We start from the raw sequence: 15,923 nt of genomic DNA, 5'->3' as shown, positions 1-15,923 counted from the left end.
ATTTCTTTCGGTATTTCATTCGGTACACCAGCGCTCTGCCCCGGCATACACGACAAAGCCACGCTCGCGCACGAAGCCGAGCAAACTGATACCGGCACGTTCGGCTATGTTGATGGCCAGTGCAGTCGGTGCCGATACGGTGGCCAATAAGCCGATGTCGGCCCGCGCTGCTTTTTGCAGCAATTCATAGCTGGCGCGGCTACTCATGATGGCAAAACCAGGCGCGCGCGCAGGGCTGAGCGCGAGCGCGCCGATCAATTTATCGAGCGCATTGTGACGACCTACGTCTTCGCGCAAGCAGACGATGTCTCCGTTAACATCGGCCCAAGCCGCCGCGTGCATGGACCCGGTCACACCATGCAGATACTGCTGGGCACTCAAGCCTTGCCAAGCACGTGCCAGTGCCGCCTTGCTGACAGGTGCGCTGGCACTGACCTGCGGCAGCGGCACTTCAAAGCTTTGTAAGCTATCGACGCCACACAAACCGCAACCGCTGTTACCGGTCAGGGCGCGCCGCTGCTGTTTGAAGCGGGCGAAGCAGGAGGCGGCGATCTCGATGCGCAACTCAAGCGCACCGACGCTGCTGTTCGCTAGCGGCACGATGACGCTGTCGTAGATTTGAGCGCGCCGCTCGACGATCTGTTCACTCAGACTGAAACCGATGGCGAAGTCGGCCAGGTCCAGCGGGGTCGCCATCATCACTGCGTGGCTGATGCCATTGTAGACCAAGGCAATCGGCACTTCGGCGGCGACCCGTTCGCGACTGAGCGGTGCCGGCGCGGCCGTGTACGTGTGCCGCTGTAACTCAACCAGGTGGCTGGCGGCAGCGATGCGTTCTGCTGCCGTCACGAACGACACGCACACGCGGCGCGGCCGGCGGCAGTCAGGCTTAGCAGCAGTCGTTCGCCGTCGCGCTCACTCTCAACCCACCCTAAGCCCGGCTGTCCGGCAATTTCGGCACTGCCCAAATACGCCAAACAACGCAACAAGGTACTCAAACGCACGCCCAGGCGCTTACTCAAACGCAGCGCGGACAGAGGCTCTGGTTGCGCCAACAAGGCAGCCAGGATGGTCATGGCAAACACATGCATCTGGCTTTGTTCATCATCAAAAATCTGACTAGGGTTTGAAACCCCGGCCTTCAGGCCGGTGAGCGACGAAGGAGCGACGCGATGGGAGGGGATGCAAACCCCTTCCAGAGTCTTTTCCATCGTCGCTTGCGACGATCCATTAAGTTGTTCAAAAATCTGCAAGGGCATGGCGATTTCTTGGTTTCAGTCGGCAGGAATTGAGGCTTTTGGCAGATGCGGCGTAATCAGTACCGGGATCGATTTTGAGGTCGGTGTACGGGCACCGTCGGCATAACTGTCGAGCGCCACCAGACCGTTGGTTTCGGGGAAATACGCCGCCAAACAGCCGCGTGGAATCGGATACGCCACCAGCATGAAGCGTTGAACTTGGCGGCGCACGCCATCGTCTGCCACACTCTCGAGGTCGATCCAATCACCGGCAGTACGGCCCAGTGCATCGATATCGAGTTGATTAATGAAGACGACCCGACGCTCACCGAAGACGCCGCGATAGCGGTCGTTCAAACCGTAAATGGTGGTGTTGTATTGGTCATGCGAGCGCATGGTCGCCAGATTGAATACCGGACCGCTGTGTGTGCGGCGCGCTTGATGGATCGGCAAATCAGTCGGTACGGCGTGGGCATGGAAGCTGGCTTTGCCATTGTCAGTTTGCCAAATTCGTTCGGCCGCACGATTGCGCAAATGAAAGCCGCCCGGTACTTTAACGCGGGCATTGAAGTCGGCGAAATCATCGAAAACGGCGGCGATTTTATCGCGTATCAAATCATAATCAGCCGCCAGCGCCAGCCAATCGGTTTTACTACGGCCCTGCAGCACCGCGTGCGCCAAGCGCGCCACGATCATGGTTTCCGATAGCAAATGCGGGGAAGCTGGGGCATTGATGCCGGCCGACAGATGGACCATGCTCATCGAATCTTCCACCGTGACCGACTGCGGGCCACTGGCTTGGATATCGATTTCGGTGCGTCCGAGGCAAGGCAGAATCAGCGCTTCGCGCCCGCAAACGAGATGACTGCGGTTGAGTTTAGTGGTGACATGCACAGTCAACGCACACTGACGCAAGGCGCGATGGGTGAGTTCGGTATCGGGTGTGGCGCTGGCAAAGTTGCCGCCCATGGCAAAAAATACTTTATTCGGTGCCGCCAGCATGGCGTGGATCGCCGCCACCGTATCAAAGCCGGCTTGCTGTGGCGGCGTGAAATCGAACACTTCGCCCAAACGCGCCAAAAACGCCGCACTCGGTTGTTCATTGATACCCATAGTGCGGTCGCCCTGCACATTGCTGTGCCCCCGCACCGGGCAGACCCCGGCGCCGGGCCGACCTATATTGCCGCGCAACAGCAGCAAGTTGATAATCATCTGTATCGTCGCTACCGAATGCTTGTGCTGGGTGATGCCCATGCCCCAGCAGGCGATCACACTGCCGGCGCGCAGATAAGTCTGCGCCGCCATCTCGATCTCGCTGCGTTCCAGCCCGGCCTCAGTACAAATCACCGACCACGGTTCGGCCAACACATCGGCGGCAAACACCTCGAAATGCGCAGTGTGCTCGGCGATGAAGTCCAGATCAAGCAAGCGTGGCGTGCCTTTAGCCTGGGCCAGCAGATCGGCTTCCAGCACAGCTTTGATGATGCCTTTGACGGCAGCCAGATCGCCGCCGATTTTGAGTTGCATATACTGAGAGGAAATCGCGGTCGCCCGCCCGCCCAGCATTTCGCTTAAATCTTGCGGGTTTTGAAATTTCTCCAAGCCGCGCTCGCGCAGCGGATTAAAGGCGACGATGGCGGCACCGCGTTTGGATGCCGCGCGCAATTCACCCAGCATACGCGGATGATTGGTACCAGGATTCTGACCAAAGATGAAAATGGCATCGGTCTTTTGAAAATCATCGAGCAGTACCGTGCCCTTGCCAGTGCCGATCGCGCTGCGCATGGCCAAGCCGGATGGCTCATGGCACATATTGGAACAATCGGGAAAATTATTGGTACCGAATTCACGCACGAATAATTGGTACAGAAAAGCCGCTTCATTACTGGTGCGACCAGAAGTATAAAAAATCGCATCATGCGGCGACGGCAAGGCATGCAGGTGCATGGCCATCAGCTCGAATGCGGCCGGCCAGGAAATCACTTGATAGCTATCGCTCTGGCGGTCGTATTGCAGCGGCTGGGTCAAGCGCCCCTGTGCCTCTAGCCAGTGATCACTTTGTTCCGACAATTGCGCTACTGTAAAACCAGCGATGAAATCGGCAGTAGCACGCCGCGCCGTCGATTCTGCCGCCACCGCTTTGGCACCGTTTTCGCAAAACTCGAAGGTCGAGGTGTGATCGGCATCGGGCCAGGCGCAGCCAGGACAATCAAAGCCATCGGGCTGATTGGCCGACAACAGGGTACGTGCACCCTTGCCCGGTATGCCTTGCTCAAAAATTTGTTGCGCCACGCTTTTAAGCGCGCCCCAGCCGCCGGCCGGACGATTGTAAACCTGGACTACCTTTTTACTCATGACCGCCTCTGTACATGCTTACTCAGCGCAGTTGCAGCAGCGAACTGCGCCAACTGCTTCTTCAAAAATCTGACAAGTTGTTTTACCGCGCCCGCTTATTTAAATAAAATCAGCGCTTTTTGCAAGGTCAAGAAAATACCGCAAGCCATAGGAATGCCAACGGCACCCCAAGCCAAGACCACACTGAACAAACCGCTCGCTGCGCCGGCCGGCGCTGTCGCCGCGACTGGGGCGGCATTGCGTTCGTGCGCCAGACCACGCTCATTCATGAGTTCAGTCTCACTCATGAATTTATCTTCCGCCACCGGCCGCACAAAAAAGTTACAGACACAGCCCAGCGCCAGCATGGCGGCCAAGATGTACATGGTGATGTCGTAAGCCTCGGCCTTAGCGACGCCGTGGGCCAATTGATACTCACGCAAATAGCTTACCAGCAAAGGACCGAGCACACCGGCGGTGGCCCAAGCTGTCAACAAACGGCCATGAATCGCACCGACCATCTGGGAGCCGAACATGTCAGCCAAATATGCCGGCACGGTAGCAAAGCCACCGCCGTACATCGATAAGATAATACAGAAAAATAACACGAACAAGGCCAGGCTGCCGCTCTTGCCGGTACTCGGAATGGCAGCATAGAGTACGAAGCCCAAGACGAAGAAGATGAAATACGTGGCTTTACGGCCGATGTAATCAGAGCACGTCGCCCAAAAGAAGCGGCCACCGATATTAAACAGTGAGAGCAAGCCGGTGAAGCCGGCGGCGATGGTGGCGATCTGGGCTTTCTGCGCAATCGAGAGTTGATTGAACGTCAGATCGACGCCCAGTAATTTACCCCCGAAAATTTCCTGCAGCAAAGGCGAAGCCATGCCGAGAATGCCGATGCCGGCCGAAACATTGAGGCACAAGACGGCCCAGATCAGCCAGAATTGTGGCGTTTTCCAGGCTTGCTCCAGATGGACATGACGCTGGGTAATCATTTTATTCGATGCCGCTGGCGTAGCACCTGCCGCAGTGACCGGCTTCCAACCAGTCGCTGGCACGCGATAGCCGAAGGCACCGGCGGTCATGAAGACGCAGTAGATCAGCGCCATGCACAGAAAAGTTTGCCACACCCCTACCCCGCTTTGATCCGCGAAAAAGCGCATCAGATAATCGGCCAAGGGTGCGCCAACCATGGCACCGCCGCCGAAACCCATGATCGCCATGCCGGTGGCCATGCCGCGACGATCAGGAAACCATTTGATCAGAGTCGATACCGGCGAAATGTAACCTAGCCCTAAGCCTATGCCGCCGATCACGCCGGCCCCCAACCACATCAACCACATTTGATGCAGGTAGATGCCGGCGGCGGCGATCACCAAACCACCACACCAGCACAACATCGAGGCAAACGCGGCGCGGCGCGGACCGACCCGTTCCAGCCATTTACCAAACAGGGCGGCCGAACTGCCGAGGAAGACAAAAAATAAGGTATAAATCCAGGTCAGTGTGGAAATTTTCCAGTCACATTGACTGGTGAATAATTCGGCCAGCAAACCCATCTCTTGCGGACACGCCAAGGGGCTGCTGATACCCAGCGCGCGCGATAAGGGCAACCAAAATACCGAAAAGCCATAGGCCATGCCGATACATAAATGAATTGCCAGTGCCGCCGGCGGCACCAACCAACGGTTGAAATTGGCACCGGCCACGGTGCGTTCTTTGGCAAACCAACTTAATGCAGATTGAGACATCGACGACTGACCTTTACGGAAAACAAAATAGAAAAAGCTGCAATTGAGCAATTCGCACGACGGCGTCGGCGAATTATCAATATTTAACATTCTATTGTGTTTGTTCTATTGCGAATTAGCAATAGTCAGATGCTGAAAAATCGCCAATAAGCAGCATAACCGAGCAGCTTGCAGGGGTATATCGGGCTCGAACCGGTCGATTCAACGGTGTATCACCACCAACAATGCCTTGGCGTCAGTTTTGCCGATATTGCGGATGGCGTGATTTTTATCGGCTTCATAGCGTGCGGTAGCACCGACTTTGACTTTTTTGCGTAAGCCTTCGACTTCGACTTCTATACTTCCTTGCAAAACACTCAGGTGTTCGACCGCACCCGGGTCATGCGACGTTGACACCAAAGCACCGCCGGCAGACAAACTCAATTCATACCATTCATATTTACCGGCCAATTCCATCGGCCCCAAGATGCGTAAGACATAGCCGGCATGCTCGCCCGGCAAAGTCGGGGTTTCATGCGCTTCGAGCAAGCGTATGGCGTCGCGTTGCGGCGCTTCCGAAGACAGTAATTCAGCCATGCTGACTCCGAGCGCATTGGCCAGTCGCCAAGCCACGGCGATGGTCGGATTCGCCTTTTCGCGCTCAATTTGCGAGAGCATGGACTTGGAAACCCCGGCTGTGCGCGACAAATCTTCCAGTGTCAAACCACGTTCCAGACGCATTTTCTGTAGCGTCGCACCGACTTCGGGTGGCGTATTGGGCGGATTTTTTTTCATAAAGTAGCTTGCATCACTAAAAAAGTACGATTAATATTCGATATATCGAAATTCAGTTCTTGATATCGAATTTAAATTCATTTTCGGGAATTCACTTAAACATAGTGTAGCAGCAGAGCTCTTTACACTACAGCAATTACGGAGAAATCATGAGCAAGTCCGCATCCAGACAACATTTCATCAGCAATCTCGCCGATAATCTCGCGCAATTGCGTACTGAGGGCTTGTACAAACCGGAACGCGTGCTGGCTTCGCGCCAGGGTGCACTCGTCAGCTGCGACGACGGCCGCGAATTAATCAATTTATGCGCCAATAATTACCTTGGTCTGTCGGGTGATGAAGCAATGGTACAGGCTTCGATTGCCGCGACCGAACAATATGGCTACGGCTTGTCGTCGGTACGCTTCATTTGCGGCACCCAAACTGTGCACAAACAATTGGAACAAGCGCTGGCGAGCTTTCTCGGCACCGAAGATTGCATTCTCTATGCGGCCGCCTTCGATGCCAACGGTGGCTTGTTTGAACCTTTGTTCGATGAACGAGACGCCATCATTTCAGACGCCCTCAACCACGCTTCCATCATCGATGGCATCCGCTTATGTAAGGCCGCGCGCTATCGCTATGCACATAATGATATGGCCGACCTGGAAGCACAATTACAAGCGGCAGCCGGTCAGCGGCATCGCATCATCGTTACCGACGGCGTGTTTTCCATGGATGGCACCATCGCTCAACTCGACCGTATCTGCGCTTTGGCCGAGCAATATGATGCCTTGGTGATGATCGATGAATGCCATGCCTCCGGTTTCATGGGCGCGACCGGGCGCGGTACCCACGAACACCACGGCGTACTCGGTCGCATCGATATCATCACCGGCACACTGGGCAAGGCACTCGGCGGCGCGATGGGCGGCTTCACTGCCGGACGCAAAGAAGTGATCGATACCTTGCGCCAAAAATCACGTCCGTATTTGTTTTCGAACACACTGGCACCCTCGATCGCCGGTGCCTCGCTGGCGGTGTTGCAGCGTTTGGCCAGCTCGACCGATTTGCGCGACCGCTTGCATGCCAATACCGCGCATTTCCGCCGCGAAATCGCCGCGCTCGGCTTCACCATCAAACCCGGCACCCATCCGGTGGTACCGGTGATGTTGTTTGATGCGCCGGTGGCACAGCAATTCGCGGCGCGCTTATATGAACTCGGCGTCTTGGTGACGGGCTTCTTTTATCCGGTCGTGCCTATGGGGCAGGCGCGCGTGCGCGTGCAGTTGTCGGCTGCCCACAGCACAGAGCAGCTTGATACCGCCTTGGCGGCGTTTGCTAAGGCCGGTCGCGAGCTCGGCTTGATCACCTGATAAAAAAGTGATTCAAATCAACAAAAACAGCATTAGAAGATTATAATAAAAACAACTGGTTACTCATACAGTCACCACTCAGGGAAAAACAACATGGAAAAAATCTTAGTCATCGGTGCCAATGGTCAGATCGGCAGTGAATTGGTCGCAGCCTTGGCGCTGCAATATGGCACGGCCAATGTCGTGGCCGCCGACATCACACCGCGCAGCCTGTATGGCGCGGCCTTGTATGAAGTAATCGATGTGCTCGATCCTGCCCGCCTCGCAGCGGTGGTCGAGCAGTATCACATCACCGAAGTGTATCAGCTCGCTGCCCTGTTATCGGCGACCGGAGAAAAAGCCCCGCTCAAGGCCTGGGAATTGAATATGGATGGCTTACTCAATATTTTGGAGTTAGCACGCCTGCGTGGCGCGGCCGGTAAGCCTTTGAAAATTTTCTGGCCCTCGTCGATTGCCGCCTTCGGCCCGAACACACCGGCCATCAATACACCACAATATACGGTGATGGACCCGAGTACGATTTACGGTATCAGCAAACTGGCCGGTGAACGCCTGTGCGAATACTATTTCGACAAATACGGCGTCGATGTGCGCAGCATTCGCTATCCCGGCATCATCAGTTATAAATCCCCCCCGGGCGGCGGCACCACCGATTACGCCATCGCTATTTTCCATGCTGCTTTGCGCGGCGAAACTTACTCGTGCTTCCTCACTGCCGACACCACCTTGCCGATGATTTACATGCCCGATGCGATTCGCGCCACGATCTCGCTCATGCAAGCCGACGCCAGTAAATTGACGGTGCGCTCGGCCTATAATGTCGCCGGCTTGAGCTTTAATCCACACCAATTGGCCGCTGCAATCAAACAAAATTTGCCGAAATTTGACATAGACTATCAACCGGACAGCCGTCAGGCGATCGCGGCGTCATGGCCGCAAAGCTTGGACGACCAACAAGCCGGCCAAGATTGGGGCTGGCACGCGCAAATCGATCTGAACCAATTGGTCAGCGATATGCTCAAACATGTTCAACCCAGTCAGCCGGAACTGAGCCAAGCAGCATAAGCTGCGCAAGCCAATACCAAACAAAGAGACCAACGATGGATATGCGTGTATTCGATTTATTTAAAATAGGCGTGGGTCCATCGAGTTCCCACACGGTCGGCCCGATGCTGGCCGCGCGCCGCTTTGTAGAAGAAGCGCTGGCACCGGAAGAGATCAGCAAGGTCGAGGTGGCGTTATACGGCTCGCTGGCACTGACTGGCATTGGCCATGCTACCGACAAGGCGGTCTTGCTTGGGCTCATGGGTGAAACACCGAAACAGATTGCACCGGAAACCATCGATGAAAAAATCGCCGCCCTCCACAGCAGTCATACACTGTATCTGCTAGGCAAGTATCCCATCGATTTTGATGCGGGCAGAGACCTGTTGTGGTTGAAGAAAGAAGTCTTGCCCGGCCACCCGAATGGCATGCGCTGCCGGCTGACACGACGCGATGGTCGCGTCGAAGAACAGATTTATTACTCGACCGGCGGCGGCTTCATTTACTCGGCCGACGAGTTGGCACAAGCGCCGGTCGCTACCAGCGCCAGCGTCTTGCCATTTGCTTTCGCCACCATGGCAGAATTACTGGCCCATGGCAGCCGCACCGGTCTGAGCATCACCACCATGTTGCGCGCCAACGAGACGACCCATTGCAGCGAAGCAGAGTTGGATGCCGGCCTCGATGAATTATGGCAAGTGATGAAGAGCTGCATCGCGCGTGGCTTGCAAACCAGCGGAGAATTGCCAGGCGGCTTGCATGTGCAGCGCCGCGCCGCCAAGTTATGGCGCACTGCCAATGAAACCACCGATGTGTTACCGCATGACGGGCTGCACCGAGTGAGCTTGTATGCCATGGCCGTCAACGAAGAAAATGCCGCCGGCGGACGCGTAGTGACGGCCCCAACTAATGGCGCGGCCGGTATTATTCCGGCGGTGTTGCGCTATTACGCAGAAGATTGCAAACCCAGTAATCCACAGCAAGGGATACGCACTTTTCTGTTAGCTGCATCGGCGATCGGCATGTTGTGCAAGAAAAACGCTTCGATTTCTGGTGCCGAAATCGGCTGCCAAGGCGAAGTCGGTGTAGCGTGCGCGATGGCTGCGGCGGGCCTCACGGCGGCCTTGGGTGGCAGCAATGCCCAGATCGAAGCGGCCGCAGAAATCGGTATCGAACATCATCTCGGCATGACTTGTGACCCGATTGGTGGCTTGGTGCAAATTCCCTGCATAGAACGCAATGGCATGGGGGCGGTCAAGGCGATCACGGCCGCATCGCTGTCATTACGCAGCGATGGCAGCCATAAAGTAACGCTCGACGATGCCATAGAAACCATGCGTCAAACCGGCGCAGACATGCAAGTCAAGTACAAAGAAACTTCGCTGGGCGGTTTGGCTATTCATGTCGTGACGGTGAATTACGCGGCCTGCTGAAGCGACACATCAAGGCATGAGGCCCATGGTCTTGTCGCCTGCTTGCCAGAGTAAGAAGGCCCAGTTGTCGGCCGCGCTTGCCTTGGTACTCAACAACACCGGTTTCTGCCGGCTCGTGCTCAAAATCTGCAAACCGGCCACCAGCTTGAGGGTGGCTGGACTAACTGGTTCCGCGAGCGTAAACAAGATAGCCGGATAGCCGAGCCCACCGCGCAGCGCTTGGTAAGGCCAAGTGGTTTTAGCTTTGCCACCAGACTGCGCCAGTTCAGGATCAGCCAGACTGACAGCGGCAAACAATTCCGGTCGCTGCAACACCGCAGTGATCAAGCCGGTCTGCCCGGGACGCGTTTCTTGCCCCAGCAAGCGGGCCGGCACGGTGTAGCCGGCGCGAATCAAATAATTTGCTGCCGCAATGATGTCGGCACTGCGCTGGGATGGCTGGGCCGGCACGCGTTCAGCCAGCAGCGCCACAACACCCTGGCGTTCTATCCATGCCAAACGGGTCGGGTCGAAATCTATGCCGACTGGCACAGGCATCAATAGCAGCGGATGACTGCCGTCAAGCTGTAGCTCCGGAGCAGCATACAGCGTCAACAATAACTTGGCACCATCAGCAGCCGGCAGCTCGATGCTTTTGCTTTCCAATCCAGGAAAAACGCCAGCTACCTGACCCGGCAATTGTTGACTCAGCAATTGCCGATCCGCCGTCAGACGATAAGTGAGCGCCGGCACATTGCCGCCTTCCAGTCGAAATTGCAGCGACACGCCATCCGCCGCCAGCGCCAACTCACTCAACTTGCCGGCAATGGGCAAACTCACTTCTTCGCTGGCGTCCTTGCTTGCGCCTTTTAATGGAGCGCGATACAAATGACTGACGCCAGCTTCGATAGTGTGCCAAAACAGCGCGTCCTTGTTGACTACCAAGGCCTCGATGGGGAACTGGCTATTCTTCAGAAAAATGCTGGCCTTGCGCAATTGTAATTGCGGCATCCTTAAGTCCAGCTGTTCTATTCGCGTGGGAGACCGGCCTTTCGCTGTGACGAAATACAGCATGCCAGCGCTTTCGGTGGCCGCCACAACTTGATCGGCCGGCGTCGCCACTTGCTGCCAACTGGCCTTCGCTGCTTGTAAGCCAGCTTGTTGGCTCAAGAAGTAGCTGCGCCCAGCCGCCGACTGTTGCGTTAACAAGGCGAAGTTGGAAGCCGGCGTCTGACTCAGTGTCAGTGTGTCAGCGGCTGCGAGCTGCAGCATTTTTTCACTGCCTTCAAGCAGAGAACGATCGCTGACGGGTGCTTGGCCGAGCACGTGACGGCGCAACTCCATTTTGCCGCTGCGCCAGCTCCGATAAAACACACTCTTGCCATCACTGCTCCAGCACACGTCTTGTGCCGCGACTGAAGTCGGCGGCAAGCCACTGATGACGTCAACATCGGCATTGGCATCGCTGAGCGCGACCAGGTAAGCCTGTTTGCCAACTGTCTGGCTGCGCGCGACCACGATCAATTTATCGCGCTCCGGTGCCAGCACGAGCGCCAGAATTTGCTGTTCCGGCGCGGCGATGTACAGCACCCGTTCGGCGCCGGTGTTTTGCTGGCGCAGCAGCACGCGACTACGTCCATCGTTACCACTGAGTGCATACACGATAGACTCCGGCCACTCCAGCATCAGCGCCGGCTGAGCAACTGCTTGCGCCAAGGCTTGCAAACGTGCCGCCAGCGCCGTGCGCGCGGCTAAACGTGCCAACACCGCACGACTCAAGACATCCTGTTGCCCCAGCCAGTTGGAGACGGCCGGCGCTTGGCGCTGCTCTAACATGGCCAGTGGTGCCTCGGCGCTTGGCGTGCTGCCGGCGCTGAGTCCTGGCAGAGGCGGATAACTACCCCAACTCTGCAATTGTGCTTGTGCCGCCGTAGCGCACAGCAGCAAGCAAGCGAACAACGTGCGCTTGGTTATCATCTCAACTAGTCCTATCGAATTGAATTTTCAACTGTCACTGCCACCAAAAATGCAGTTCATCCCGCGATTCACGCAATTCATCACATAGGCATGGCAGAGCATGGCGCGCTTGGATAAAGTAGCTTCATCGCAGCACAACCAAGCAGCACCAACCTCACCAAGGAGCTTCACATGAAAACTTTCCATTCAACCGCCCTCACTTGCTTAAGTATCGTCGCAATTGCTGCTACCATAGTGCTCGGTGTGCAATCAGCGAAGCCGGCAGCGAGCACCGCATTGGCTACCGTCACAATAACAGCAGCAAGAATGACGGAACAAGAAAAAATTGCTTACGACCACGAGCATAATTTGCGCGAAAATTCCATTGCAGCAAATTAAGCTTGATGACACCATACTGACAACATTCGTACAATATTCAAGCAACAGCACTTTTTACCAGCGGGCAACTATGTCACAGCACTCTGTAACACTTGGATCACGCTTTACGGCCACGCTTTGGGCGACACTACTCTGTAGCCACGCGTCGGCCATGAGCTCCTTGCCACCGACCTCGCGCGAACTGCTGAGTGCGGCTCAGGGTGACGCCACCACCACGGCCAAGCAAGCGCAATCGGCAGCGCAATTGCCAGCACCACTGGACCGCAGCGGCGTCGATCGCGCCTCGGTACATTGGCAAATTCTGCAGCAATCGAAAGCAGGTTTCGCCGCCAGTAATCACAGCGGCGATCCGAAACTCCCGCTCGACAACAAAATAACATCGCCTGAACTTATTTCCAGCAATAGTTGAATAGCTCACCCGGCCGCGCGGTCTATGCGCTTGCTGAGGATAATCGAGGTCGAGGTTTGTCGCACGCCATCCATGGCACCGATTTGATCGAGTAAGGCATCGAGTGTGGCGGTGGTATCGCAGCGCAAGGTCAGCATGTAATCGATCACCCCCGACACCGCACATAAGGTTTCGGTTTCCGGTAAATTTTGCAAGTAGCGTATCAAGGCCGCCGCATACTTGGTTTCCACCGACAAGCCCACATAGGCGCGCACCGCCGACTGCAAGGCTTTCTGATTCAACTTCACCGCATAGCCGACGATCATGCCGCACTTTTCCAGCGCGGCAATGCGCGCAATCACCGTCGTGCGTGCTACCCCGACTTGCCGGGCGATGACCGTCACCGGCAAACGCGCATCATCGATGAGCAAAGCCAGGATTTTTTTATCTATCTCATCCAGTTCTCGATTCATTGCCTCGCTACACCTTGTCGTAAATTTGAGTCATTTTGTACCCTAGTAAGCCATATTGACGATAATTTCGACACTATTATCTGACAGAACTTGGGCATAGACTAGCTAATGATTTCTTTTTGCAACAATAACCGGGGAGATAAAAATGGCAACCAAGCTCATTTTGCTAGGCGCAGGGAAAATCGGGGATGCAATCCTCAATCTGCTTTCACATACTGGCGATTATGACATCACCGTCGCCGATCGCGACCCCGAACGTTTGAAATATGTGGAGCAAGCCGGCTTTCCGCGTACCCGCATCGTGCAGGCCGACCTCGGCGACCAAGAAATCGTCACCGAACTGATACGCGGCCATCAAGTCACGCTGTCGGCCTGCCCGTATTTCCTCACACCCATCATCGCCGGCGCTGCCCGCGCGGCCAACTCGCATTATTTCGATTTAACCGAAGATGTAGAAAGCACCCGCATCGTCAAGCAACTGGCCGAAGGGGCCGATTGCGCTTTCGTACCGCAATGCGGGCTGGCACCGGGCTTCATCTCCATCGTTGCCAACGATGTTGCTCTCGGTTTCGACAGCTTGCGTGACGTCAGCATGCGCGTCGGTGCCTTGCCGACCTTCCCCAACAATGCCCTCAAGTACAATCTGACTTGGAGCACCGATGGCTTGATCAATGAGTATTGCAATCCTTGCGAGGCGATTGTCGATGGACAATTACGCGAAACTGCGGCGCTCGAAGAAATCGAACATTTCTCGCTCGATGGCATAGATTACGAAGCCTTCAACACCTCGGGCGGCCTCGGCACTTTATGTGCAAGCTTACAGGGCAAAGTACAGAATCTCAATTACAAAACCGTGCGCTATCCGGGGCACCGCGACATCGTCAAGATGCTCATTCGCGACTTGGAATTAGGCAAACTCGAACGTCGACCGATACTCAAAGATGTACTCGAAACCTCCATCCCCATGACCAAGCAAGATGTGGTGCTGGTGTTTGTCAGCGTGGTCGGCATGCGCCAAGGCCGTCTCGAACAGGAATCGTATGCGAAAAAAATCTACGCACAAGAAGTCAATGCTCAGTTACTCTCAGCGATACAATTAACCACCGCGGCTGGAATTTGCACCATGGTTGACTTAGTGCTGAGCGGGAAGCTGCCACAGCACGGCTTGGTGCGCCAAGAGCAAGCCAAGCTCAGCGATTTCCTGTCCAACCGTTTCGGCCGCTACTACGCCATTTGATGCGCGCTCCTGCTGTTTTAATGTACTGATGAGGCTACCCGATGAATCCATCCTCCCTACCCACTTTACTGGCCCATTTCGGCATCGCTTTGGCGGCCCGTGCCGGCACCGATGTGCAGAGTATTTCGCCGATCAACGGCACCCTGCTGGCTAACTTGCGCGCCGACAGCGCCGACCAAATCGACGCCGCCGTCGCCCAAGCGCACAGCGCCTTCCTCACGTGGCGCAGCGTGCCGGCACCACGCCGCGGCGAACTGATACGTTTGCTCGGAGAAGAGTTACGCCAAAACAAAGCGGAACTCGGCCACCTCGTCACGCTCGAAGCGGGGAAAATTGTACAAGAAGGTTTGGGCGAAGTGCAGGAAATGATCGATATTTGCGATTTCGCAGTCGGTCTGTCGCGTCAATTGTACGGCTTGACGATTGCCTCGGAACGTCCGGGCCATCGCATGATGGAACAATGGCACCCGCGTGGCGTGGTTGGCGTGATCTCGGCATTTAATTTTCCGGTCGCGGTATGGGCTTGGAATGCGGCGTTGGCCATTGTTTGTGGCAACAGCGTGATCTGGAAACCCTCAGAAAAAACCCCACTGACCGCGCTGGCCACGCAGGCCTTGTTCGAACGGGCCCTGGCACGCTTCGGCAGCGATGCCCCGGTCGGCTTGACACAGGTATTGATCGGCACCGCTGCCGGCGCTGCGCAATTGGTGGCAGACCGCCGCGTGGCACTGGTAAGCGCTACCGGCAGCACGCGCATGGGACGCCAAGTGGCGAGCATGTGCGCCACACGACTGGTACCGAGCATACTCGAATTGGGTGGCAATAATGCCATGATCGTCGCTGCCAGCGCCGATTTGGAAATGGCGGTGCGCGCCATTACCTTCTCCGCCGTCGGCACGGCCGGACAGCGCTGCACCACACTGCGTCGACTGTTCGTTCATGACAGCATCTACGACACACTGGTTCCACGCCTCAAGCATGTGTATGCGGCTTTACCGGTTGGCAACCCTTTTGAGGCCGGCAACTTGGTCGGCCCCTTGATCGATCAGGCTGCCTATACCGCCATGCAAACTGCGCTCAGCAGCGCTAGCGCGGAACAAGGCCATTGCAGCGGCGGCGAGCGGGTCAGCGTACCGGGCTGCGAAGCCGGCTACTATGTGCGGCCGGCTTTAGTGGAAATGCCACAACAAAGCGCAGGCATGCACCATGAAACCTTCGCACCTATTCTCTACATCGTCCGTTACCATGAATTGCAGCAAGCGATCGCCTGGAATAACGAGGTGCCACAAGGCTTGTCCTCCGCCATTTTCACCACCGATCTGCGCGAAGCCGAATACTTCGTTTCGGCACTCGGCAGTGACTGTGGCATCGCCAATGTCAATATTGGTCCGTCTGGCGCTGAAATCGGTGGGGCTTTCGGCGGCGAGAAAGAGACGGGCGGCGGACGTGAATCGGGTTCCGATGCATGGCGTGCCTACATGCGCCGCGCCACCAATACCTTTAATTACAGCAATGCCCTGCCCTTGGCACAGGGCGTCAGTTTCGATATCGTGTAATCT

At 56.1% G+C, this 15,923-nt stretch carries 14 protein-coding genes; 7 read left to right on the top strand and 7 right to left on the bottom strand.

The features are described 5' to 3' along the window. Positions 1-15: 15 nt before the first annotated feature. From fdhD to QN359_RS01325, 5 genes are all read right to left on the bottom strand, one after another. Entirely contained in the window at positions 16-849 is an 834-nt protein-coding gene (gene fdhD, locus QN359_RS01345) for a formate dehydrogenase accessory sulfurtransferase FdhD (RefSeq protein WP_322248015.1), read from the bottom strand. Further along, positions 846-1,259 (bottom strand): hypothetical protein, encoded by a 414-nt coding sequence (locus tag QN359_RS01340; protein ID WP_322248014.1) that lies wholly within the window; start codon positions 1,257-1,259, stop codon positions 846-848. The genes fdhD and QN359_RS01340 overlap by 4 nt, the downstream gene beginning before the upstream one ends. A 15-nt stretch (positions 1,260-1,274) precedes the next feature. After that, entirely contained in the window at positions 1,275-3,593 is a 2,319-nt protein-coding gene (locus QN359_RS01335) for an FdhF/YdeP family oxidoreductase (RefSeq protein WP_322248013.1), read from the bottom strand. A 95-nt stretch (positions 3,594-3,688) separates the two neighbouring features. Continuing rightward, positions 3,689-5,326, bottom strand: coding sequence for an OFA family MFS transporter (locus QN359_RS01330; protein WP_322248012.1), 1,638 nt, complete (start codon positions 5,324-5,326; stop codon positions 3,689-3,691). Positions 5,327-5,527: 201 nt separating this feature from the next. Beyond that, positions 5,528-6,100 (bottom strand): XRE family transcriptional regulator, encoded by a 573-nt coding sequence (locus QN359_RS01325; protein WP_322248011.1) that lies wholly within the window; start codon positions 6,098-6,100, stop codon positions 5,528-5,530. A 149-nt stretch (positions 6,101-6,249) separates the two neighbouring features. Here QN359_RS01325 and kbl point away from each other — a divergent pair, with 149 nt between their 5' ends. The 3 genes from kbl to QN359_RS01310 all read left to right on the top strand — a co-directional run bounded on the left by kbl (position 6,250) and on the right by QN359_RS01310 (position 9,932). Next, on the top strand, positions 6,250-7,455 hold the full coding sequence (gene kbl, locus QN359_RS01320) for a glycine C-acetyltransferase (RefSeq protein WP_322248010.1): 1,206 nt from the start codon (positions 6,250-6,252) through the stop codon (positions 7,453-7,455). A gap of 93 nt (positions 7,456-7,548) precedes the next feature. Beyond that, positions 7,549-8,520, top strand: a complete 972-nt coding sequence (locus tag QN359_RS01315) for an NAD-dependent epimerase/dehydratase family protein (RefSeq protein WP_322248009.1) — start codon at positions 7,549-7,551, stop codon at positions 8,518-8,520. A 35-nt stretch (positions 8,521-8,555) separates the two neighbouring features. After that, positions 8,556-9,932 (top strand): L-serine ammonia-lyase, encoded by a 1,377-nt coding sequence (locus QN359_RS01310; protein ID WP_322248008.1) that lies wholly within the window; start codon positions 8,556-8,558, stop codon positions 9,930-9,932. A 9-nt stretch (positions 9,933-9,941) separates the two neighbouring features. On the opposite strand, the gene QN359_RS01305 is transcribed toward QN359_RS01310, so the two are convergent. Next, complete coding sequence (locus QN359_RS01305) at positions 9,942-11,888, bottom strand: hypothetical protein (protein ID WP_322248007.1); 1,947 nt, start codon at positions 11,886-11,888, stop codon at positions 9,942-9,944. A 171-nt stretch (positions 11,889-12,059) separates the two neighbouring features. On the opposite strand from QN359_RS01305, the gene QN359_RS01300 reads away from it, so the two are divergent. Further along, a complete protein-coding gene (locus QN359_RS01300; protein ID WP_322248006.1) occupies positions 12,060-12,266 on the top strand; it encodes a hypothetical protein in 207 nt (68 codons plus the stop codon). Between the two features lie 151 nt (positions 12,267-12,417). Continuing rightward, positions 12,418-12,675: a hypothetical protein gene (locus QN359_RS01295; protein ID WP_322248005.1), complete on the top strand. Its 258-nt coding sequence runs from the start codon at positions 12,418-12,420 to the stop codon at positions 12,673-12,675. Between the two features lie 5 nt (positions 12,676-12,680). Here QN359_RS01295 and QN359_RS01290 read toward each other — a convergent pair whose 3' ends face one another. Continuing rightward, positions 12,681-13,127: an Lrp/AsnC family transcriptional regulator gene (locus QN359_RS01290; RefSeq protein ID WP_322248004.1), complete on the bottom strand. Its 447-nt coding sequence runs from the start codon at positions 13,125-13,127 to the stop codon at positions 12,681-12,683. Positions 13,128-13,272: 145 nt separating this feature from the next. Here QN359_RS01290 and QN359_RS01285 point away from each other — a divergent pair, with 145 nt between their 5' ends. Together QN359_RS01285 and QN359_RS01280 are read left to right on the top strand one after the other, a co-directional pair. Continuing rightward, positions 13,273-14,364 carry a saccharopine dehydrogenase family protein gene (locus QN359_RS01285; RefSeq protein ID WP_322248003.1) on the top strand — a complete coding sequence of 364 codons (1,092 nt, stop codon included), beginning with the start codon at positions 13,273-13,275 and terminating at the stop codon, positions 14,362-14,364. 41 nt (positions 14,365-14,405) lie between these two features. Then, entirely contained in the window at positions 14,406-15,920 is a 1,515-nt protein-coding gene (locus QN359_RS01280) for an aldehyde dehydrogenase family protein (RefSeq protein WP_322248002.1), read from the top strand. Positions 15,921-15,923: the final 3 nt, after the last annotated feature.

This window comes from Undibacterium sp. 5I2, from assembly GCF_035019605.1.
GTDB lineage: Bacteria > Pseudomonadota > Gammaproteobacteria > Burkholderiales > Burkholderiaceae_D > Undibacterium.
This window is presented reverse-complemented; position numbering and strand designations above follow the sequence as displayed.

Excerpts from the sequence above, each read along its gene's own strand:
- QN359_RS01340 (WP_322248014.1), bottom strand. The coding sequence starts at position 1,259 with ATGCCCTTGCAGATTTTTGAACAACTTAATGGATCGTCGCAAGCGACG.
- QN359_RS01335 (WP_322248013.1), bottom strand. The coding sequence starts at position 3,593 with ATGAGTAAAAAGGTAGTCCAGGTTTACAATCGTCCGGCCGGCGGCTGG.
- QN359_RS01330 (WP_322248012.1), bottom strand. The coding sequence starts at position 5,326 with ATGTCTCAATCTGCATTAAGTTGGTTTGCCAAAGAACGCACCGTGGCC.
- QN359_RS01325 (WP_322248011.1), bottom strand. The coding sequence starts at position 6,100 with ATGAAAAAAAATCCGCCCAATACGCCACCCGAAGTCGGTGCGACGCTA.
- kbl (WP_322248010.1), top strand. The coding sequence starts at position 6,250 with ATGAGCAAGTCCGCATCCAGACAACATTTCATCAGCAATCTCGCCGAT.
- QN359_RS01315 (WP_322248009.1), top strand. The coding sequence starts at position 7,549 with ATGGAAAAAATCTTAGTCATCGGTGCCAATGGTCAGATCGGCAGTGAA.
- QN359_RS01310 (WP_322248008.1), top strand. The coding sequence starts at position 8,556 with ATGGATATGCGTGTATTCGATTTATTTAAAATAGGCGTGGGTCCATCG.
- QN359_RS01305 (WP_322248007.1), bottom strand. The coding sequence starts at position 11,888 with ATGATAACCAAGCGCACGTTGTTCGCTTGCTTGCTGCTGTGCGCTACG.
- QN359_RS01300 (WP_322248006.1), top strand. The coding sequence starts at position 12,060 with ATGAAAACTTTCCATTCAACCGCCCTCACTTGCTTAAGTATCGTCGCA.
- QN359_RS01295 (WP_322248005.1), top strand. The coding sequence starts at position 12,418 with ATGAGCTCCTTGCCACCGACCTCGCGCGAACTGCTGAGTGCGGCTCAG.
- QN359_RS01290 (WP_322248004.1), bottom strand. The coding sequence starts at position 13,127 with ATGAATCGAGAACTGGATGAGATAGATAAAAAAATCCTGGCTTTGCTC.
- QN359_RS01285 (WP_322248003.1), top strand. The coding sequence starts at position 13,273 with ATGGCAACCAAGCTCATTTTGCTAGGCGCAGGGAAAATCGGGGATGCA.
- QN359_RS01280 (WP_322248002.1), top strand. The coding sequence starts at position 14,406 with ATGAATCCATCCTCCCTACCCACTTTACTGGCCCATTTCGGCATCGCT.